Source organism: Amycolatopsis thermophila, assembly GCF_030814215.1.
Classification (GTDB): Bacteria; Actinomycetota; Actinomycetes; order Mycobacteriales; family Pseudonocardiaceae; genus Amycolatopsis_E; species Amycolatopsis_E thermophila.
Genome location: NZ_JAUSUT010000001.1, coordinates 2,264,596 through 2,284,704, shown reverse-complemented (window position 1 = coordinate 2,284,704; position 20,109 = coordinate 2,264,596). Strand labels below are relative to the sequence as shown.

Genomic DNA, 20,109 nt, shown 5'->3' with positions numbered 1-20,109 from the left:
TCCCGGATCCTGACCCGGGGTCCCGGACCTAGCCTGGGTGGCATGGGCGAGGAGACCGAGACCAGGGCGCTGTCCCCGCGCGACCTGCGGGTGTCGGACGCGGAGCGCGAGCACGTCGTCGAGGTGCTGCAGAAGGCGATCGGCCGCGGCATGATCGACCTCGACGAGTTCACCGAGCGGACGGACACCGCGCTGGCCGCCCGCACCCGCGGTGAGCTGAACCAGGTGCTCGCGGACCTGCCCGGTCTCACGCATCCGGACGTCCACTCGTCCGCCCCGCCGGTGTACTCGCCGGACCAGCGGCTCGAGCTGAACGCGAAGTACTCGTCGCTGGTGCGCAACGGACACTGGCTGGTGCCGCCCGAGGTGGTGGTGCGCAACCGGTACGGCGCCACGAAGCTGGACTTCAGCGAGGCGCAGATCTCGACCCCGGTGGTCCGGGTCGAGCTGGACTGCAAGTGGGGATCGGTCGAGGTGACCATCCCCGAGCACGGGTCGGTCGACCTCAACGCGATCACCGAGATCAAGTACGGCTCGCTGCAGGACAAGACCGCCTCCGACGGCAAGCCGGGCAACCCGCGGCTGGTGTTCGCGGGCCGCCTGCACGGCGGGTCGCTGGTGATCCGGTACCCGCGGCGCGGCTTCTTCGGCCACTAGACGAGTAATGCGCACGGTCCGGTAGCGTGCGGGCCATGTCGAGTCCTGAGGCGGACACGGTGGGGGCTTTCGGTCACGCCGTCAGCCCCCTGAACCACTGAGCTCGTAGCCCCGTCGTCGCGCCGCGTCCAGCGGTCTGGCGAGTGTGCTCTCGGGGCCGGCCGCGGTGACGAGATGACCTCCTCGTGCTTCTCCTCACCTCGGAGCCACTCGATGCCTCTCCCGCTGTACCTGCTCGCCGTGGCGGTCTTCGCCATGGGCACCTCGGAATTCATGCTCGCCGGCCTCCTGCCGGACATCGCCTCAGACCTCGATGTCACGGTCGGGACAGCCGGCACGCTCACGTCGGCCTTCGCGGTCGGCATGATCGTCGGTGCGCCTGTCGTGGCCGCGCTTGCCCGCAACTGGTCCAGACGCTCCAGCCTGCTCGGGTTCATCCTCGCTTTCGCGGCAGCTCATGCCTTGGGCGCCACCACCACCAGCTTCCCGGTCCTGTTCGCCACCCGGGTCGTCGCCGCGCTCGCGAACGCAGGGTTCCTCGCCGTCGCTCTGACGGCTGCCGCCACGCTGGTCCCGTCCGGCCGGAAGGGACGTGCGCTGGCCGTGCTGCTGTCCGGCACGACGGCGGCCACGATCGCCGGTGTCCCTGGTGGTTCGGTGCTCGGCACGTTGGTCGGCTGGCGGGCCACGTTCTGGGCGGTCGCCGCTCTCTGCCTACCTGCAACTCTCGGCATCCTCAAGGGAATCCCAGCAGGGGGTGATGAGGATGAGGCGATCGGCAGGCCGGCGTTGCGAGCGGAGCTCACCCAGCTCACCAGGCCGCGGTTGGTGCTGGTGATGCTGCTCGGCGCGCTGGTGAACGCCGCGACGTTCGGAAGCCTCACCTTCCTGGCTCCCGTGGTGACCGGCAGCGCCGGGCTGGGCGAGTTGTGGATCTCTGTCGCTCTGGTGCTCTTCGGTGCCGGTTCCTTCGTGGGCGTCAACGTCGCCGGCCGACTGTCCGACCGGCGCCCGGGTCCGGTCATCGCGGTCGGCGGTCCGTTGTTGCTCATCGGCTGGCCGGCCCTGGCGATGCTGGCCACCGAGCCGGTCGCCCTGTTCATCCTCGTGTTCGTGCAGGGCGCCCTGTCGTTCGCGCTGGGCAGCACGCTGATCACGCGGGTCCTCTACGAGGCCGCGGGAGCTCCCACCCTGGCGGGCTCGTACGCGACCGCGGCGCTCAACGTGGGCGCCGCCGCGGGCCCTGTCATCGCGGCGGCCACCCTCGGCACCGAAGCCGGGGACCTGGGGCCGCTCTGGGCGAGTGGTCTCCTTGTCGCGGTCGCACTGCTCATCGCGTTACCGCTCCGCACCGCTCTCACGGCCGGCCGGAGCACCGAGGTGCTCCGGTGACCTGCGAGCGCGCCGCGGGCCGGTGGCGACCACGACGGCGGGCGCGCTCCCCCGGAGCCCGGGGCCGCCGAGGCGGCCGCGGGCCACCGAACCGGTGCGGCCGGCGTTACCCCCGTGCGGCAGCGCGAGCCGCCGTGGGGTCCGGCGCGGCGAGTGCGGCTTGCGCCACCGCCTCGCACTCCGCCAGCGTCACCGTGGCCAGGCTCGCCCCGACGGCGCGGACCGCGGCCGCGTTCATCGACAGGCTCGTCATACCGAGACCCGTGAGCACGCGCGCCAGCAGCGGGTCGCCCGCCGCCTCGCCGCAGACGCCGGCCGGTTTCCCGGTCTTCGCCGCCGCCGAGCCGACCAGCGCGATCAGCCGCAGCAGCGCGGGCTGCCACGGGTCGTTCAGGCTCGCCACGGCGCCCAGCTGCCGGTCCGCCGCGAACGTGTACTGCGCCAGGTCGTTCGTGCCCAGCGACACGAAGTCCACCGCGGCCAGGATCTCCTCGGCCGCCAGCGCGGCCGCCGGGATCTCGATCATCACCCCGGCGCGTGCGATCCCCGCCGCCCGGACGCGCTCCGCGAACCACGCCGCTTCCTCCGCGGTGGCGACCATCGGCGCCATCACGGACACCTCCGCGCCGGAGTCCTCCGCTGCACCCGCGATCGCCTCCAGCTGGCGCTCCAGCACGTCCGGCCGGTCGACGGCGACGCGCAGGCCCCGCACGCCGAGCGCCGGGTTCGGTTCCGCCTGGGGGGACAGGAACACCAGCGGCTTGTCCGCGCCCGCGTCGAGCGTCCGCACGATCACCGGCTTGCCCGCGAACGGCTCCAGCACCGCCGTGTACGCCGCCCGCTGCTCACCGACCGACGGCTCGGACGGCGCGTCCAGGTAGGAAAACTCGGTGCGGAACAGGCCCACCCCCTCGGCCCCCGCCTCGGCCGCGGCCTTCGCGTCCGATGGCGAACCGACGTTGCCCAGTACCTTCACGCGGTGGTCATCGGCCGTGGCGCCGACCCCGTTCCACTCCGCCGCGCCCTCGCGCACGGCGGCGACGACCGGGGCGCCGGCGTCGACGACCTCCACGGTGCCGGTGTCGCCGTCCACGAGCAACGCCCGCGCGTTCAGCGCCAGGACCCCGCGCACCGCCACCACCGCGGGGATCCCCAGTGACCGCGCCAGGATCGCCGTGTGGCTGGTCGGCCCGCCCTCCTCGGTCACGAGCGCGAGCACCTGCTCCGGGTCGAGGCCGGCCGTGTCGGCCGGAGCCAGGTCCCGCGCGACGAGCACGCTCGGCCCGCTCAGGTCCGGCACGCCGGGCGGCGCCACGCCCTGCAGTTCGGCGATGACGCGGTCGCGGATGTCCTCGATGTCGCGGACCCGCTCGGCCATGTAGCCGCCCGCCGCTGCAAGCGCTTTCGCAAACCCGTTCGCCGCCTCGTACACGGCGCGCGGCGCGGGCTTTCCCTCGGCCGTCACCAACCGTTCCGCCTCGCTGATCAGCGCGGGATCGCCGGCCATCGCGGCCGTCGTCTGCAGGATCGTCGCGGCGTCGCCGGTCGCGCCCCCGGCAAGCGCTTCCAGGCGCTCGACGACCGCCTGGGCGGCGGGTGCGATCCGCGCGGCCTCCGCCGGCGGATCGGTCGGCGCGGGAGTGCTCGCGGGAGCGGCGGCGGGTTCGGCCACGGCGACGACCGGGCCGCTCGCGCGACCCGGGCTCACCGGCACCCCGGACAGCCTGGTTTCCGACATGGTCTAGACCATACCTTCCTCAATGCACCTCGTCACGCGCGTGCCGCACGCACGACCAAGCCTCCAGGTCCCGCACGGCGGAAGGCAACCCGCAGACGCGGGCTATGCAAACGTGAAGAATCTTGTAACTTCTGGGGCGAATGATGCGACACTAGGATGAGCGTCCGCGACGTCACCCGATTGGGGTAATTGCGAGATCGGGGCGTCCCGCGAGGGGTTGCGCGGGCTCTCACTTGGCGTCCGGCACCGGTTGCGCCACCGGAACGCCGGGCATCGGGTCGCTGGTACCGATCGCGTAGCCCCCCGAGCGATCGGTACCGGCGGCGCCCGATTCCACCCGGATTGCGGCACTGACCTTCTAGAATGCCGGGATGGACAAGCCGACCCGACGGGGTCGCGAGCGCGCGGCGACCGACCAGGACATCCGCCGGACCGCGCGCAAGCTCCTCGTCGAGCGCGGACCGGAAGCCGTGACGCTGCGGGCCATCGCCCGGGAACTCGGCATCACCGCACCCGCGCTCTACCGGTACTACGGCTCACGCGACGACCTCGTCGAGCACCTCCGCCTCGACGTCGTCGCCGATCTGGCCGCCGAACTCGCCGAGGAACTGTCCGGGCTGCCCGACGACGGCGCGGTCCAGCTGTTCGCGATCTGCCGGGGGTTCCGGCGCTGGGCGCTGACCCACACCAAGGAGTTCACGCTCGTGTTCGCCTCACCCACCGGCGAGGTCGGGTCGGCCGCGGGGAGCGTGGCCACCCTGAACCGGGCGAACGAGCCGTTCGGGCGGATCTTCCTCACCGCGGCCGGGCACCTGCTGGCCAACTTCCAGCTCGAAATCCCGCCCGCGGAGGCCGTGCCCACCGAGCTGCACGACGACCTCACCGCCTTCAAGGACGACCTGCTGGCCGTGCTCGGCGAGTCCGGTGTCGACTTCCCGCCGGAGAAGCTCGACCTGGGCACGACCTACGTGATGATCCAGTTCTGGGCGCGCCTCTACGGTCACGTGACGCTCGAGGTGTTCGGCAACTACCCGATCCCGATGTCCAAGCCGGACGCCGTGTTCGACGCCCTCCTGGCCGATCTCGCGAGGGAGATCGGCCTCGACACGGCCTAGCGGTACCTGACCGGGTGCCCGCCGATGCCCGGCTAGAGGACGACGTTCACCAGGCGCCCGGGCACCACGATGACCTTGCGCGGCGTGCCGCCGTTCAGCAGCGCCGCGATCTTCTCGTCGGCCAGGGCCGCGGCCTCCACGGCGTCCTTCGCCGCGTCGGCCGGGACCTGGATGCGCGCGCGGACCTTGCCGTTGACCTGGATCGGGTACTCCACCGTGTCCTCGACCAGGAACTTCTCGTCCGCCAGCGGGAACGGGCCGTGCGCCAGCGAGTCCTCGTGGCCCAGCCGGTGCCACAACTCCTCGGCGATGTGCGGGCACAGCGGCGCCAGCATCAGCACCAGCGGCTCGACCAGCTCGCGCGGCGTCGACTCGGCCGCGCCGTAGACCTTGGTGAGGTGGTTGTTGTACTCGATCAGCTTCGCGCCGGCCGTGTTGAACCGCAGGCCCGAGTAGTCGTCGCGGACGCCCGCGATGGTCCGGTGCAGCATCCGGCGGTCGTCATCCGTCGGCTCCGCCGTGGACACCCGCAGCTCACCGGTCTGTTCGGACACCACCAGGCGCCACACGCGCTGCAGGAACCGGTGGGCGCCGACGACGTCCTTGGTCGCCCACGGGCGGGAGTCGGCCAGCGGGCCCATCGACATCTCGTAGAACCGGAAGGTGTCGGCCCCGTAGTCCGCCGCCATCTGGTCGGGCGTGACCACGTTCTTCAGGCTCTTGCCCATCTTCCCGTACTCTTGCTTGACTTCCTTGCCCTGGTGGAAGAACTTGCCGTCCTTCTCCTCGACCTCCTCGGCCGGGACGTAGAAGCCGCGCTCGTCGGTGTAGGCGTAGGCCTGGATGTACCCCTGGTTGAACAGGCGGCGGTACGGCTCCTCGGCGCTGACGTACCCGAGGTCGAACAGCACCTTCTGCCAGAACCGCGAGTACAGCAGGTGCAGCACCGCGTGCTCGACACCGCCGACGTACAGGTCCACGCCGCCCGGGTCGTTCACGCCGTGGTCGGCCGGGCGCGGGCCCATCCAGTACTGCTCGTTGCCCGCGTCGACGAACCGCTCGGCGTTGTCCGGGTCGATGTACCGCAGCTGGTACCAGCACGAACCGGCCCAGTTGGGCATCGTGTTGGTGTCACGGCGGTAGGTCTTCGGGCCGTCGCCCAGGTCCAGCGTCACCTCGACCCAGTCGCTCGCGCGGGACAGCGGCGGCGACGGCTCGGTGTCGGCGTCCTCCGGGTCGAAGGTGCGCGGCGAGTAGTCGTCCACCTCGGGCAGCTCGACCGGCAGCATGCTCTCCGGGATCGCGTGCGCCTGGCCGTCCTCGTCGTAGACGATGGGGAACGGCTCGCCCCAGTACCGTTGGCGCGAGAACAGCCAGTCGCGCAGCTTGTACTGCACGGTGCCGGTGCCGTGGCCGTTCTCCTCCAGCCACTCGATGATCGTCTTCTTGGCGTCGTCGACGTTCAGCCCGTCCAGGAAGCCACTGTTGATCGCCACGCCGTCACCGGTGAACGCCTTGCCGTCGAAGCCCTCGGTGGGCTGCACCGTGCGGATGATCTCCAGGCCGAACTTCTCCGCGAAGTCCCAGTCGCGCTGGTCCTGGCCAGGCACCGCCATGATCGCACCGGTGCCGTAGCCCATCAGCACGTAGTCGGCGACGAAGACCGGGATCTCCTTGCCGTTGACCGGGTTCACCGCGTACGTGCCGACGAACACGCCGGTCTTGTCCTTGCTCTCCTGGCGGTCCAGTTCGGACTTCCGGGAGGCGGCGCGGCGGTAGGCGGCGATCGCCTCGGCCGGGGTGGCGGCACCGCCCGTCCAGCGCTCGTCCACATCGGACGGCCACTGCGCGGCCGCCAGCTCGTCGACCAGCGGGTGCTCGGGCGCCAGCACCACGTAGGTGGCGCCGAACAGGGTGTCCGGACGCGTCGTGAAGACCTCGATCTTGTGCTCGCCGGCGGCGAAGGCGACGCGCGCACCGTGCGACCGGCCGATCCAGTTGCGCTGCATCGACTTGACCTTCTCCGGCCACTCCAGCCGGTCCAGGTCGTCGACCAGGCGGTCGGCGTAGGCGGTGATGCGCATCATCCACTGGCGCAGGTTGCGGCGGAACACGGGGAAGTTGCCGCGCTCGCTGCGGCCGTCCGGCGTGACCTCCTCGTTGGACAGCACGGTGCCCAGGCCGGGGCACCAGTTGACCGGCGCCTCGGAGATGTAGGCCAGCCGGTGCTCGTCCAGGATCGCCAGCTGCTCGGCGCGGGTCAGCTCGCGCCACGCCCGGCCGTCCGAAGAGGGCACAGCGCGGCGCCCTTCCGCGTACTCGGCCTCCAGCTCGGCGATGGGGCGGGCCTTGCCCTGCTTCTCGTCGTACCAGGAGTTGTAGATCTTCAGGAAGATCCACTGGGTCCACTTGTAGTACTCCGGATCGATCGTCGCGATCCGGCGCCGCTCGTCGTGACCCAGACCCAGCCTGCGGATCTGCCGCAGGTAGGTCTCCATGTTCTGCTCGGTGGTCTTGCGCGGGTGCTGGCCCGTCTGCACCGCGTACTGCTCGGCGGGCAGGCCGAACGCGTCGAAGCCCATGGTGTGCAGGACGTTGCGCCCGATCATCCGGTGGTAGCGGGCGTAGACGTCGGTCGCGATGAAGCCCAGCGGGTGGCCGACGTGCAGGCCCGCCCCGGACGGGTAGGGGAACATGTCCTGCACGAAGAGCTTGTCCGAGGGAACGCTCCCGCCCGTGGCGAGCGAACCGGCCGGGTTCGGTGCGTGGAAGGTGCCGTGATCGGCCCAGAAGTTCTGCCAGCGCAGCTCGACCCGACCGGCCAGCTCGGCGGTGTACCGGTGGCCGGGCGTTTCCTCGATTGCTTCACTCACCCAACCATGGTAAGCGGCCCGGCCTGCCCGGTTATCGGCGCACCGCGAATGCGATGACCTGCGTGATCTGGCTCGCCGAGAAGTTGTCGTCGCTGACCAGCACGAGGGTGCGGTCGCCGCCCGGCAGGGTCGGTCCCCAGGTCATGCCCTCGACGTTGTCGACCTTGGACAGCGGGAAGTCGGCGAGGTCGAGCAGCAGCTTCTTGCGCACCGGCTGCACCTTCGCGCCCACCAGGGAACCGGTGTGCAGGACGTTGGTGGCGCCGCGCGTGTCGATCTCGTAGATCCGCACCTTGTTGCCCACGCCGGGGACGAACGACCGCTCCATCACGAGGTAACGCGCCGGGTCGAGCGGGTCGGCGGCGAGGATCGAGGAGACGCCGGTGCTCCCGCCGGCGCCCGGGGCGAAGACCGGCTCCTGCGGGTAGGCGTACTGCGCCAGGATCGCCCCGGTGCGGGCCTGCACCGTGATCCGCGACAGGGCGCCCTGCTCGGCCGTGGGCACCGGGCCGTCCTGGAGCAGCGGGCCCTCCAGCGCGCTGACGACGAGCGTGCCGCCCGCCGCGTAGGTCAGGCCCTCCAGCACCAGGTTCTGCCGCGGGCCGGAGTCCGGCAGCATCCGCTCGTTGTCCGGGATCGGCAGGGCGCGCACGTACGCGCCGTCCCGCTCGGACAGCTGGATCGACGGGTCGGCGAGCACCGTCGCGGTGCGGTCGCCTTCCTGGCTCCACAGGTAGTTCCCGGTCCACGGGTCGGTGCGGATGTCCTCCGGGTCCACGCCCTGTGCCGGGTAGGTGGTGCCGTCGGCGCGCCGGAGCGGGTGCGTGCCGGTGAAGGTCACCGTGCCGACGCCGCGGGTGCCCACCGGGATCTTCGCCGTGTAGAAGCGGGCCGGCTGCAGCGCGGACCGGTCGTCGCTGATGAAGACGTACTGGCCGGTGCGCGGGTCGTAGTCGACGCCGGACAGGCCGCCGACGGTCGTCCCGTCGAAGGTGGGCGCGTGCGGCACGAGCTGCTCACCGAGGAAACGGACCGGGGCGGGGGCCGCCTCGGCGGGGGCGGCGGTCAGCAGGAGGCACCCGGCGAGGGCGCCGATGAGGAGTCGCTTGGACATGGCGTGCAGCACAGCGCACCCGGGTGTCCGGCGGGTAGCGCGAACATCACGCTTATCCTCGACAGCGTGCTGGTAGTCGCGTTGATTCCCCTCGTGCTCGGTGTCGTCGTCGGCTGGGGTGGCCTGCTCGGCTGGCGGGAGAAGCTGCCGCGCGACCGCGGCGCCGGGGTGCGCACCGTCGCCACGCTGCGCTCCGACGAGGCCTTCCGGGTCGCGAACCGGGTCGCCGGACTGCCCACGATGGTCGCCGGCGGGGTCGGCGTCGTGGCCGGGATCGCGGGACTGCTCATGCCGGGCACCGGGGGCGTGCTGACCGCGACCGTGATCGGGCTCGCCGGGATGTTCGTGCTGGTCGCCGGTGGCGGCGTGCTCGGCCACCGGGCCGCCGCGGCCGTTCCACCGCCCGCGCCCGCCGCGCCTGCCGGGTGCTCCGGATGCGCGTGCGGTGGCTGCGCCGTGCAGCGCGCCTAGTTCACCTAGTTCCGCTGCAGGTCACCGGGATGGGTGGCCAGCAGAGCCGTCGGGACACCCTGACGGCGCAGCACCTGACCCCACAGATCACGCTCGGGCGTGGCCAGCACGTCGCTGGGCAGCGCCGGGACGATGAGCCAGTCGCCGCGCTCGATCTCACCGGCCAGCTGCCCGGAGTCCCAGCCCGCGTAGCCGGCGAACACCCGCAGCCCGCGCACCTTCGGCACCAGCGCGTCCGGGTCGGCGTCCAGGTCCACCAGCGCCACCGGCCCGCGCACCCCGATCAGCCCCGGCACGCCGGCCGCGGTCTCCCCGGCGCGCAGCGCCGCCAGGCACAACGCGGTCTTCTTCTCCACCGGGCCGCCGACGAACACCGACTGCGGTTCCACCACGTGCCGGCCCCAGCTGGGCAGCACGTCGTCGACCGGCACGTCGCTCGGCCGGTTCAGCACGACCCCGAGCGTTCCCTCCTCCCGGTGGTCGATGATGAACACCACCGTGCGGCGGAAGTTCGGATCGAACATCGTAGGAGCGGCGACCAGGAGCGTTCCCGGTTCAACCTCGGCGTCCGCTGGCACGCACCCATGATCCCACTCCGGCGAACCCGGCCCGCAACACGGGAACAAGCCGGCACCGCCGCCCGTTGAACCGAGTGGCCGGCGCACTCCGTGTCCCCCGGGCTCACTGAAGAAAAGCCTTTGTGGAATACCGTTCGGCAGGAGCCACACTGCGCGATGCCGCCGAGAGGCGACCGAGTGCGCCGGCCTCCTCATCTTCCCCTCCGTTTCCGGCTCCCGGCACCGTAAGCTGGGGAGTCGTGACAGCGAGTGCGCAACCGTCGGTCGTGAAGGTGCCACCACGCGCGTTCTTCGCGATGGCGGGCTTCCGCACGCTGCTGTTCACCCGGTTCGCCGCCCAGTTCTCCGACGGCGTGTTCCGCGCCGGGCTGGCCGGTGCGGTGCTGTTCAACCCCGAGCGCGGCGCCGACCCGCTGACCATCGCCGGCGGGTTCGCCGTCCTGCTGCTGCCGTACTCGCTGATCGGACCGTTCGCGGGCGCGCTGCTGGACCGCTGGGACCGCCGCCGCGTGCTGATCGTGGCCAACCTGCTGCGGGGCACCGCGATCGTCGCGACGGCCGTCGCGGTCGGGCTCGGCTCCGCCGGGCTCGGGCTGTTCGTGCTCGCGCTCGTCGTCGAGGGCGTCTCCCGGTTCGTCGGCTCCGGGCTGTCCGCCTCGCTGCCGCACGTCGTGCCGCCGCAGACGCTGGTCACGGCCAACGCGCTGGCCACCACGCTCGGTTCGCTGGTCGCGGTGCTGGGCGGCGGGTGCGCGATCGGGCTGCGGGCACTGCTCGGCACCGGGAACAGCGGGTCCGGGTGGACGACGGCCGTCGCGATGCTCGGCACGCTCGTCGCGGCCGCGATCGCCCGCCGGTTCAGCCGGGGGCGCCTCGGCCCGGACGCGGTCGACGAACCGAGTGACGCCGTCGTCGCGGTGGCCCGTGGTCTCGCCGACGGCGCCCGCGCCGCGCGGGGTGCGCCCAGCGTCGTCGCCGGGTTCGTCGCGCTGCTCGCGCACCGGGCGTCCTACGGCATCTCGCTGCTGCTCACAGTGCTGCTCCTGCGCTACACCTTCACCGACTACGGCCTGCTCAAGGCCGGGCTGCCCGGACTGGGCCAGCTCGCCGCCATGGCCGGCGCCGGGATCCTGTTCGCCGGTTTCCTCACCCCGCGCCTGGTCCGCCGGCTCGGCCGCCGTCGGGCGATCCCCGGCGCGCTGGTGATCGCCGCGGCCGCGCAGGCCGGGCTCGGCCTGCCCATGCGACTGCCGACCGTGCTGGTCGCGTCCTTCGTGATCACCGCCGCCGGGCAGGTCGTGAAGCTGTGCCTGGACTCCTCGATCCAGCACGACGTGCGCGACGAAGCCCGCGGACGGGTGTTCTCGCTCTACGACACGCTGTTCAACATCACGCAGGTCGTCGCCGTCTCGGCCGCCGCGGCCGTCGTGCCGCTGCACGGCCGGTCTGTGTCGCTGCTGCTCGTCGCCACCGTGCTGTACCTGCTCGGCGCCGCCGGATACGTGCTGATCGCCCACCGCACGCGAACCGGATGACGGGATTTCGCCGATTGCGCCGTCCGGCGGAAGACGGGCCACTAGAGTGGCGGCCGTGAGCACCCCGGGGGACGACCGCGCGCAGAAGGAAGCCCGCAACGCGGCGATGCGTGAGACCGTCGACCAGTTGATGGACAGGTTCAACCAGCAGACCGCGCAACTGCGTGAAGCGCAGCAGGCCGCGTCCGAGCTGACCGCCGAACTGTCCTCGCCGGACGGTCTGGTCAAGGTCACCGTCGACGCCCAGGGCACGCTCGCCGACCTCAAGCTCGCCCCCACCACGTTCGAGCGGACCCGGCCGGACGCGCTGGCCCGCACGATCAGTGACCTCGTCCGTCGCGGGATGCTGCAGGTCAAGCAGCAGCAGGCCGAGCTGTTCCGTCCGCTGACCGCCGACCTGCCGGACCTGTCCGAGTTCATCGAGGGCGCGCCGTCGCTGGCCGGCCTCATGCCGGACATCCCCGACTTCCTCGAACCCGAGCCGGAACCCCGGCCGGCCGAGGACCCCGAGTCGCAGACGATCCTGCGCCGCGACGCGCCCCGAACTCCTCCGCCCGCACCGAAACCGGCGGCGCGCCGCGCGCGTCCAACGGGTGACGACGACGAAATGCCGGACAGCTGGATGACGCGGGGTGACCGATGACGGGAGCGGGTGCCGGCCACGAGATGGATCCGGACACCGTCCGGAGTGGAGCCGGGAAGTTCCCGCCCGCCGGTGACCTGCTCAAGCAGGCGGGCGAAGCGCTGAAGACCGCGCTCGCCGCGCAGGGCGCCTGCTGGGGCAACGACGAGTCCGGCCAGGCGTTCGCGAAGGAGTACGAGCCCGCGGCGAAGAACTGCACCGAGGCGTTCGGCAGCCTCGATCAGGCGCTCAAGGACGTGGCGAAGGCCGTGAAGAAGGCCGCGGACGCCACCGAGGGCACGCACAAGGACGCCGAGCAGGCCGTCAAGAACGCCGGGCAGGCGTAACCATGGGGATGGAGTTCCCCGAAGACGTCAAGTGGCTCCTGCCCATCGTCGTCGGCGAGCACTGGCCCGAGGGCGACGAGGACAAGCTCCGCGAGGTCCGCGACGCGTGGCTGGCCGCCAAGGACGCACTGGGGCCCGTCGTCGACAAGGCCAACGGTGCCGCGTCCGAGGTGCTGAGCACCTGGACCGGCCAGCCCGCGGTCGAGTTCCAGAAGATGTGGGACAAGTTCGTCACCGGCGACGAGGCGTACTTCACGAACCTGAGCAAGGCGTGCGAGGCGCTGGCGAACTCGGCGGACTCGACGGCGCTCGACGTCGAGTACACGAAGTACATGATCATCGCCTCGCTGATCATCCTGGCGATCCAGATCGCGGCGATGATCGCGGCCGCCGTGGTCACGTTCGGCGGGTCGACGGCCGGGATCGTGCCGGCCCAGATGGCCACGCGGATGACCGTGCAGATGGTCTTCAAGCAGCTCGTGCAGAAGATGCTGCAGGAGGGCTTCCGCAAGGTCGCGATGCAGATCCTCAAGCGGATCGCCAAGGAAGTCCTGATCAACGTCGCGATGAACGTGGCGCTGGACGCCGGCATCCAGGGCCTGCAGATGGCCAAGGGCGACCGCAAGGACTGGGACGTCGACAAGACCGTGGGCGCGCTGGCCAGCGGTGTGGCCGGTGGCGTGGCCGGCGCGGCGGGGCACGCCGTGCCGAAGGGGTTCACCAAGGGCCTGCAGGACAGCGTGGCGGGTCAGATCGCCGACCGCGCGGTGCGCGACGCGGCCCGCGGAGCGGTCGAAGGCGTCGCGACGACGGTCGGGCAGGCCGCGCTGACGGGTGACCTGAACAACCTGAAGGCCGGCGACATCGCGATGGGCGCCTCGGCGGGCGCCGTGGACCGCGGTGTCGGAGGCGCGAAGGATCAGATCAAGGACATCGGGAAGTTCAACGCCGACATCGCTGCGGGCAACATCAAGGTCGACACGCCGCACACGTCGGGCCTGGACTCGGGCGGGTCTTCGTCGCACTCGTCGGGCGGCTCGTCCGATTCGGGTTCTTCTTCGTCGCACTCGTCCGACTCGGGTTCATCTTCGTCGGGGTCGTCCTCGTCGGGCTCGTCCGCGCCGGCGTCGCGCGAACCGGCGATGGCGGGCGCCTCGTCGTCCCACTCGGAGGGTTCGTCGGGCTCGGTCTCGCACGCGATCGCGAACGACCGGGTGAGCGGGCAGGCAGCGGTGGTGGCGGACCGCCCGGCGACCGAAGCACCGCGGTCCACTTCGGATGGTGGGACCGGGCAGGGACCCGCCGCTTCGACAGCCGCGCCGGCGGCCGCCGCGCCGAGCCACACCGGAGGAGGGGCCCCGGCATCGACGGCCGGGGCGAGCGGCGTCGGTGGGGGTCCGGCGACAGGGTCCTCGGGCGGTCCGTTGGGGTCGGCCGGCTCGTCCGCCGGGTCCTCGGGCGGCTCGGCCGGTGGTTCGTCCGCCGGATCCTCCGCTGGTTCGTCGGCTGGACCGTCGAGCGGGGCCGCGGCGAGCAGCGGGGCCAGGATGCCGGTGCCGGCCGGCGCGAGTCCGGTTCCGCAGCCCGGCGGGTACGGGCCCACCGGCCCGACCACACGCCCCGACGCCGTGAACACTGCCGGCAACGCGAGCGGCTTCGGGCCGACCGGGGGTGGGCCTTCCCCCCAACACGGCGAGCGCGGGTCCCAGCAGGGGCAGCCGCAGCAGTCGCAGATGCCACCCGCCGCGCCGATGCAGGGTTATCCCGGCGGAGGGCAGCAGCCGTTCGCGCCCCAGCGCGGACAGCAGGGCGGCCCGCAGGGATATCCCCAGGGACAGCCGCCCCGCGGGTCGACACCTGCGCGGTACGGCCCTGCCGGGCCGGCGCAGGGAGGCCCTGGGCCCGTCCAGGGTGGCCCACGAGGCCCCGTGCAAGGCGGCCCGCAAGGCCCAGTCCAGGGTGGCCCACGAGGCCCGGTGCACGGCGGCCCGCAAGGCCCCGGCCCACGAGGCCCCGTCCAGGGCGGACCCCAGCACCCGATGCACGGCAGCCCGCAAGGTCCCGTCCAGGGCGGACCCCAGCACCCGATGCACGGCGGCCCGCAAGGTCCCGCCCAGGGCGGCCCACGAGGCCCGGTGCACGGCGGCCCTCAGGGGCCGGTCCAGGCTGGCCCACGAGGCCCGATCCACGGCAGCCCACAGGGTCCCGTCCAGGGTGGCCCGCAGGGTCCCGTCCAGGCCGGACCCCAGCACCCGATGCACGGCGGCCCGCAGGGTCCCGTGCAGGGCAGCCCATGGGGTCCGGTGCAGGGCGGTACTCCGGGGCCGGTGCAGGCCGGTCCCGGCCACGGTGCCCCGCCGGCGCACGGTGAGCGTCCGTTGGGGCCGCAGCAGGGCGGCTACGGGAACATGCCACCGCAGGGCCAGCACGGTCCGGTGGGCACGCAGCCCTATGCGGTCCCGCCACACCAGGGCGTGCCGGCCGACCCCCAGCACGGCACACCGCGGGCCTACGGACCGCCTTCGCAGCAGCCGCCGCACGGCGGTCGCCCCGGTGCGCCCGCCGACCCGCGATGGTTGCTGGCGCGCCCGCCCGAGCAGGCCCCGCCGGTCCACCAGGCCGGCCCGCCGGCCGAGACCCCGGTGCCACGCGAGACGGCCGCGCCCGAGGTGGCACGTACTGCGGGGCAGGCGCCCGAACGCACCCCGTTCGACCCGGCCGACGACGCCGCACCCGTGCGCGACGAGGCCCGGCCCACCGAGGAGGCACCGGCCGCCGAGCGCAGCCCGTTCGATCCACCGCAGGACGCCGCCACGCCGGTTCGCGACCACGCCCCGACCCGGGAGCAGAGCCCGTCCGACCAGGCCACGTCCCGCACGGAGGAAGCACCGGCCCCAGTGCGCGAGGAGGCACCCGCCGCCGAGCGCAGTCCATTCGACGAAGCACCGTCGCGGACCGAGGACCCCGCCCCCGGGCGCGACGAGGACGCCGCCCCGGCGGACAGTCATGCGCCGGACGAGGCACCTGCGCGCACCGAGGACGCGCCTCCTCAGCACGACCGTCCAGTGGTCGACGAGCCGTACGTCGACGACCCGAACTTCCGCTCCCACGACCGCGCCGACTTCGACGCACTCGCCGAGAGCCAGCTCGAGTCCGGCATCGTGGACCCGCGGACCGGCAAGCTGACGCACGAGCACGAGCTGCTCGAGGCGCTGGACATGCGGGACGCCGACCCGAACCTGGCGCACATGTCCGACCGCGGCGCCTATGCGGTGCACAGCTACACCTCGAGCGAGGTCTTCGGGATCGTCAACGAGGCGCTGCGCACCGGGCGCCACCTCGACGAGGCCATGCCGCAGATCCGCGCGATCGTGTCCGGCCTCAACGAGATGCCCCCGTACCAGGGCGAAACAGTGCGCCGCGTGAACGTGCGCGGGGAGGCGGCGGCCATCGTCGCCGGCCGGTACGAAGTCGGCCAGGTCGTGGTCGAGTCCCAGTTCCTCAGCTCGAGCCGCGTCGACGGTCCGCCCGCCCCCAAGTGGCCCGGTGACGTCGAGATGATCATCGAGGGCAAGACCGGGCGGCACATCGAGTCCCTCGCGTCCAACAAGAACGAGCGCGAGGTGCTCTACAAGCCAGGCACCCAGCTGGTCGTCAAGGACAAGGTCGAGGTCGAGACGCCGAGCGGGGGCAAGAAGTGGGTGATCCGCCTCGAGGAGATCACCCCGGACGACCCGCGCTTCCTGCCCCCGGACGCCGCCAAGCAGGCGATGGCGCACAACCGCGAGACCGCCTTCGCCCAGGAGGCGGAGATCAAGGCCGCCGAGCGTCGCGATTTCGCGCGCATGTTCGGCGGTCCGGACGCCGTCCCGGCGGCAGATCGCACCCCGGCCGACACCACCCCGGCGCCGCAACCGCCGAAGATCGGTGTGCCGGAGAACGGCTGGGGTGACCTGAACCGGCCGACGGACGTCGTCAGCGAACCCGCCATCCACGCCGGGAGCACCCAGCCGCGGGTCGAGTTCGACGGCACCGAAAGCCGGAACGTGCACCAGGAGGTGCGTTTCCTCCGCGACCAGCTGCCGGAGATCGCCGACGTCAACACCCGCGAGTACTACTCCGACTCGATGCCGGACCGCTACCGCACCAACTCCGCCGAGTCCGTGCTGGCGTTCGAACTGCGGATGGAAGGCATCGAGGCTGTCGCGCAGCCCGCCGGTGATCCGCCGCGTGGCCGGGACTTCCTCGCGCGGCAGCTCGGCGGGGAGTTCGCCCCGCACCCCGACTACAACAGCGTGGTCCGCGAAATGGCGGGGCAGCCGGTCGGTTCGCGGGCCGTGGTGTCCGTGCGGACGCCGACCGGTGAGCGCGCTTTCAGCGTCGTCCACACCGAGCACGGGGTCGCGTTCGTCGATCCGATGTCGAACCGGCTCGCCGACCTGCCGGCGCAGCACCACGGCGTCGACCTGATGCACACGCGCAAGGGCGACGAAACCCCGCTGGCGCCGCGCGACGAAACGGCTCCCGCGTCACCGCCCCCCAGCCGCATCGCCGAACTCCTCGGCGGCGGCACGCCCGAGCACCACCGTTCCACCGACACGAGGCCGGACGCCCCGAGTCTGCGGAACCGCCTCGACGGCGAACCCCCGGTGCAACCGGGCGCCTGGAACCCGTTCCGGCGCTCGCAGCCCGAGTCGCCGGCCTGGGTGCCGCAGCAGCCGAGCCCAGGGCCGCACACGCCCCACCCGAGCCACCAGGGCCCCGCCCCGCTCTACCCGGACCAGCACGGCGGGCCACCGGTACACCCGGACCACCAGGCCGGGCCGTTCCAGCAGCACCCGAACCAGTCGCACACGCACCAGCAGCAGGGCCCGTTCCAGCAGGCCCACGACCCGCTGCAGGAACTCGCGCAGCAGCACCAGCAGCACGGGTCATTCCAACCGGCGCCGGACCCGCTGCAGGGGCTCGTGCAGCAGCACCAGCAGCACCAGCCGCTGGCGCAGTCGACGCCGCTCAACAGCCTCCCCGCGATCCACGCGGGCACGGCGGACCCGCAACAGGCCGCCGCCTACATCGCCCAGCGGCACCCGCAGCTGGGGCAGGTCAACCCCAAGTTCAAGAGCCTGTTCGCCTGGAACCGCGGCTACATGACGAACTGCACCAAGTGCTGTGTCGCCTACGCACAGCGCCTCATCGGCATCGACGCGACCGCCGACCCGGTGCGTCCCAAGGACCTCACCTCCATGGACCGCATGCGCTGGATGGAGGAACAGCTCGGCGCCCAGTGGCAACACGGGCTCGGCAACTACGACAACGTGATCCACCACATGAGCAACATGCCGGTGGGTTCGCACGGTGTCATCTACGTCGGCTTCACGGGCGTGAACGGTGAGGACCTCGCGCACGTCGCGATCGTGGCCAACACACCCGAGGGCGTCGCGTTCGTGGACCCGCAGAGCGGTGGGCTCATGGCGCTGCCGGACCCGGCGACTTCGGTGAGCCTGCTCCCGTTCGGTTCGCTGATCGGCAGCAACGGCCTCGCCGCCGGTCCGCAGTTGGCGCAGCCGCACAACGCCATCACGACGCCCCTGCCACACACGCCGCCGCCCATGCCCCCGGTTCCGCCCATGCCACCGGTTCCGCCCGCGCCGCCGGTCCACCACGCGCCGCAGCCTCCCGCGCCGCCGGTACCCAACAGGCCGCCGGCGCCGTTCGTGCCACCCAAACTGGTGTTCAACACCGACCCCACACCCACCGTGCCGGACACACCGCACGTCACCGACCCGACCACACCAACACCGCCGGCGCCGTTCGTGCCACCCAAACTGGTGTTCAACACCGACCCCACACCCACCGTGCCGGACACACCGCACGTCACCGACCCGACCACACCGGACGTCCGGCTGGCGCCGCCGTCCACGACGCCCGACACCGTGGTGAGCCCGATGTCGCCCACCCCCGACACCCCGCTCGCCGACACCCACCCGGACGATCCCCGGATCGCCGCGCCGTCCGAGCCCAGGGCGACGGTTCCGGACGCACAGGACCCGCGCGTCGCGCACGGACAGATCCCGCACCACACCGCGGAACCGGTCACCGGCGACCCGGCACCCGAGCGCGCGGAGCCGGTCACCCGCGACGACATTCCGGTGGTCCACGAAGAGACACCACCCGGCACCGGTGACGCGGACCCCACCCCCGGGCAGGCCGACGCCGAGCCACCGGCCCACGACGACTCGCCGGAACGCGGCCGGGCACCGGCCGACCGCACCGATGACCCCGGCGGCAACCACCCGGACCGCGACCGCGTGGCCGACGACCTGCCGCCGGGCGACGACACCGTCGTGGTGGACGGGCAGCGGATGCCGATCGACGACGCGATCCGGCGGCTCGTCGACGAGCACCCGGAACTCCGCAACGCGATCGACAACAACCCCGGCCTGGGCCGTCTGCTGGCCCGGAACCTCGGCATCCTCGTCAACCTCATCACCTACCCGGACGCCATCCCGGTGCTCGAGGACGCCAACGACGAACAGCTGCCGATCGTGCAGATCCCGTCCCACGTGTCGTTCGACGGCAGCACCCCGCCCGACCACCACACGCCGCCCGGTCAGCCGGGCACGCCCGATCAGCCACCACACCCGCAGGCGCCAGCCTTCGGGACGGTCAGTGCGGGCGGCATCGGTGAGCAGGTCCAGGCCGGGTTCGACCCGTCCCGCGCGTCCGACCCGGCCTACACGAACAGCTACCTGCGCGGCCAGCTGGACCAGGCCCGGACCGCGCAACAGGAGCTCGACTCGGCGCTGCGCGACGTCGCCGCTGCGACCGGGGCGACCGCGCTGCCGTCGACCGCTCCCAGCTGGGAAGCCGCCCAGGCGCAACTCGCGGGCTTCGACGGCGACGCCTCCCGAGTGACCGGCCTGGCCTCGGGGGGTCTGCAGGTCGCCGACGGCGCGGGCGCGTACCGGGCAGCCGAACGGCTCGCCGCGCAGCCGGGCATGCGGGTTCTCTCCGCCGACGACCGCCTGGCCGACGGCGGCGCTCTGACCATGCACGTCCGCGCCTCGAACGGTCAGGTCGCGGAGGTCGCCATCACGCCCGGGGCCGTGCCGTTCATGCCCGGCATGCCCGGGATGGCCCCGCTCGCGGCTGCCGGAGGGTCGGGACGCGGACGGCACCGCAAGCCGGAGGGTCCGCGCGAGTCCATCGTGGACGATGTGGAGGAAGGTCCGACGCCGCGGTACTTCAAGGTCTTCAACAAGACCTGCAAGGTCGACCGCGACGGCGACGGTCACCTCACCGGCTACCTGCTCAACGTCCGCACCGGCGAGTTCGAGGAGAACGACGAGGTCCTCGGCCGCGTGCTGCAGGAGAGCCTGCCGTCGAACACCCGCGAGCTGAGCGAGGCGGAGTTCATCGCGGAGACCGAACGCGAACGCGCGTTCTACCTGCGTGGTGAGGGTCCGGTGTTCGCTCTGTACGAGACTCTCGGCGCGATGCACCGGCAGGCCAAGGAAGAAGGCCGGGCGCTGACCGCGCAGGAACAGGCGTTCGCCGAGTCCGTGCAACGACGCACGTTCGTCATGTGGGAGGCGGAGCTGTCCCGCCGCGCGGCCGGGCAGCCCGCCGGTTTCCAGTGCACCTCCATCCTCGCCTGAGCTGGTTAC

12 protein-coding genes are annotated in these 20,109 nt (G+C 72.3%); 8 read left to right on the top strand and 4 right to left on the bottom strand.

Annotated features, from left to right (window positions below; all coding sequences use genetic code 11):
• The first annotated feature begins 42 nt into the window (after positions 1–42).
• Positions 43–657: a DUF1707 SHOCT-like domain-containing protein gene (locus FB470_RS11285; RefSeq protein WP_306990872.1), complete on the top strand. Its 615-nt coding sequence runs from the start codon at positions 43–45 to the stop codon at positions 655–657.
• 213 nt (positions 658–870) lie between these two features.
• Positions 871–2,049 (top strand): Cmx/CmrA family chloramphenicol efflux MFS transporter, encoded by a 1,179-nt coding sequence (locus FB470_RS11280; RefSeq protein ID WP_306990870.1) that lies wholly within the window; start codon positions 871–873, stop codon positions 2,047–2,049.
• 106 nt (positions 2,050–2,155) lie between these two features.
• Here FB470_RS11280 and ptsP read toward each other — a convergent pair whose 3' ends face one another.
• Positions 2,156–3,787: a phosphoenolpyruvate--protein phosphotransferase gene (gene ptsP, locus FB470_RS11275; protein ID WP_306990868.1), complete on the bottom strand. Its 1,632-nt coding sequence runs from the start codon at positions 3,785–3,787 to the stop codon at positions 2,156–2,158.
• 371 nt (positions 3,788–4,158) lie between these two features.
• Here ptsP and FB470_RS11270 point away from each other — a divergent pair, with 371 nt between their 5' ends.
• Complete coding sequence (locus FB470_RS11270) at positions 4,159–4,902, top strand: TetR/AcrR family transcriptional regulator (RefSeq protein WP_306990866.1); 744 nt, start codon at positions 4,159–4,161, stop codon at positions 4,900–4,902.
• 32 nt (positions 4,903–4,934) lie between these two features.
• Here FB470_RS11270 and leuS read toward each other — a convergent pair whose 3' ends face one another.
• Positions 4,935–7,775 carry a leucine--tRNA ligase gene (gene leuS / locus FB470_RS11265; RefSeq protein WP_306990864.1) on the bottom strand — a complete coding sequence of 947 codons (2,841 nt, stop codon included), beginning with the start codon at positions 7,773–7,775 and terminating at the stop codon, positions 4,935–4,937.
• Between the two features lie 31 nt (positions 7,776–7,806).
• Positions 7,807–8,889 carry an esterase-like activity of phytase family protein gene (locus FB470_RS11260; protein ID WP_306990862.1) on the bottom strand — a complete coding sequence of 361 codons (1,083 nt, stop codon included), beginning with the start codon at positions 8,887–8,889 and terminating at the stop codon, positions 7,807–7,809.
• Between the two features lie 66 nt (positions 8,890–8,955).
• Here FB470_RS11260 and FB470_RS11255 point away from each other — a divergent pair, with 66 nt between their 5' ends.
• Positions 8,956–9,360 carry an SdpI family protein gene (locus FB470_RS11255; protein ID WP_306990861.1) on the top strand — a complete coding sequence of 135 codons (405 nt, stop codon included), beginning with the start codon at positions 8,956–8,958 and terminating at the stop codon, positions 9,358–9,360.
• Between the two features lie 5 nt (positions 9,361–9,365).
• Here the strand turns inward: FB470_RS11255 and FB470_RS11250 are convergent, their stop codons facing one another.
• Positions 9,366–9,938, bottom strand: coding sequence for a YqgE/AlgH family protein (locus FB470_RS11250; RefSeq protein ID WP_306990859.1), 573 nt, complete (start codon positions 9,936–9,938; stop codon positions 9,366–9,368).
• A 296-nt stretch (positions 9,939–10,234) separates the two neighbouring features.
• On the opposite strand from FB470_RS11250, the gene FB470_RS11245 reads away from it, so the two are divergent.
• From FB470_RS11245 to FB470_RS11230, 4 genes are read left to right on the top strand one after another with little or no spacing between them, the layout of a single operon-like run.
• The gene (locus FB470_RS11245) at positions 10,235–11,473 is read left to right on the top strand and encodes an MFS transporter (protein ID WP_306999202.1); all 1,239 of its coding nucleotides are present in this window, start codon (positions 10,235–10,237) and stop codon (positions 11,471–11,473) included.
• A 55-nt stretch (positions 11,474–11,528) separates the two neighbouring features.
• Complete coding sequence (locus FB470_RS11240; protein ID WP_306990857.1) at positions 11,529–12,116, top strand: YbaB/EbfC family nucleoid-associated protein; 588 nt, start codon at positions 11,529–11,531, stop codon at positions 12,114–12,116.
• Entirely contained in the window at positions 12,113–12,442 is a 330-nt protein-coding gene (locus tag FB470_RS11235) for a hypothetical protein (RefSeq protein ID WP_306990855.1), read from the top strand. Before FB470_RS11240 ends, FB470_RS11235 begins: the two co-directional genes overlap by 4 nt.
• 2 nt (positions 12,443–12,444) lie before the next feature.
• Entirely contained in the window at positions 12,445–20,100 is a 7,656-nt protein-coding gene (locus FB470_RS11230) for a WXG100-like domain-containing protein (protein ID WP_306990853.1), read from the top strand.
• Positions 20,101–20,109 lie beyond the last annotated feature (9 nt).

Coding starts and splice junctions, on each gene's coding strand:
- FB470_RS11285 (WP_306990872.1), top strand. CDS start 43: ATGGGCGAGGAGACCGAGACCAGGGCGCTGTCCCCGCGCGACCTGCGG.
- FB470_RS11280 (WP_306990870.1), top strand. CDS start 871: ATGCCTCTCCCGCTGTACCTGCTCGCCGTGGCGGTCTTCGCCATGGGC.
- ptsP (WP_306990868.1), bottom strand. CDS start 3,787: ATGTCGGAAACCAGGCTGTCCGGGGTGCCGGTGAGCCCGGGTCGCGCG.
- FB470_RS11270 (WP_306990866.1), top strand. CDS start 4,159: ATGGACAAGCCGACCCGACGGGGTCGCGAGCGCGCGGCGACCGACCAG.
- FB470_RS11260 (WP_306990862.1), bottom strand. CDS start 8,889: ATGTCCAAGCGACTCCTCATCGGCGCCCTCGCCGGGTGCCTCCTGCTG.
- FB470_RS11245 (WP_306999202.1), top strand. CDS start 10,235: ATGGCGGGCTTCCGCACGCTGCTGTTCACCCGGTTCGCCGCCCAGTTC.
- FB470_RS11235 (WP_306990855.1), top strand. CDS start 12,113: ATGACGGGAGCGGGTGCCGGCCACGAGATGGATCCGGACACCGTCCGG.
- FB470_RS11230 (WP_306990853.1), top strand. CDS start 12,445: ATGGGGATGGAGTTCCCCGAAGACGTCAAGTGGCTCCTGCCCATCGTC.